The following is a 401-nucleotide window of genomic DNA, read 5'->3' as shown; positions in this document are numbered from 1 at the left end:
GCTTCCAGCTGTCGCGGATGCCGATGTCGAATCCGTCATCCACGAGCTGCGTCTGCGCGCCCATGATCCGCGACAAGAGGATGTTGCCGACCCGGTCGTAGACGGCATCCTCGTGGGGCACCCAGGCCTCCTGGATCAGCCGGCACTTCATGCCGATCTTGGCGGCCACCGCCGCGACCATACGGGTGGGGTTCGACTGCACGCCGCCGATCGAGACCAGGGTGTCGGCGCCGCTCTTGATCGCGTCCGGCACGATGTATTCGAGCTTGCGCAGCTTGTTGCCGCCATAGGCCAGGCCCGAATTGCAATCCTCGCGCTTGGCGTAGATCTCGACCGCATCCCCCAGATGGGCCGAGAGCCGCTTGAGCGGCTCGATCGGCGTCGGGCCGAAGGTCAGGGGG

General features: G+C 66.3%; 1 protein-coding gene. It reads right to left on the bottom strand.

The genetic code is table 11. The features are described 5' to 3' along the window. The coding region (locus IM725_RS20155; protein ID WP_193782412.1) for a pyridoxal-phosphate dependent enzyme at window positions 1–401 on the bottom strand (401 nt) is incomplete at both ends.

Origin of the sequence: Ramlibacter aquaticus, assembly GCF_015159745.1 — a bacterium.
Classification (GTDB): domain Bacteria; phylum Pseudomonadota; class Gammaproteobacteria; order Burkholderiales; family Burkholderiaceae_C; genus Ramlibacter; species Ramlibacter aquaticus.
This window is presented reverse-complemented; position numbering and strand designations above follow the sequence as displayed.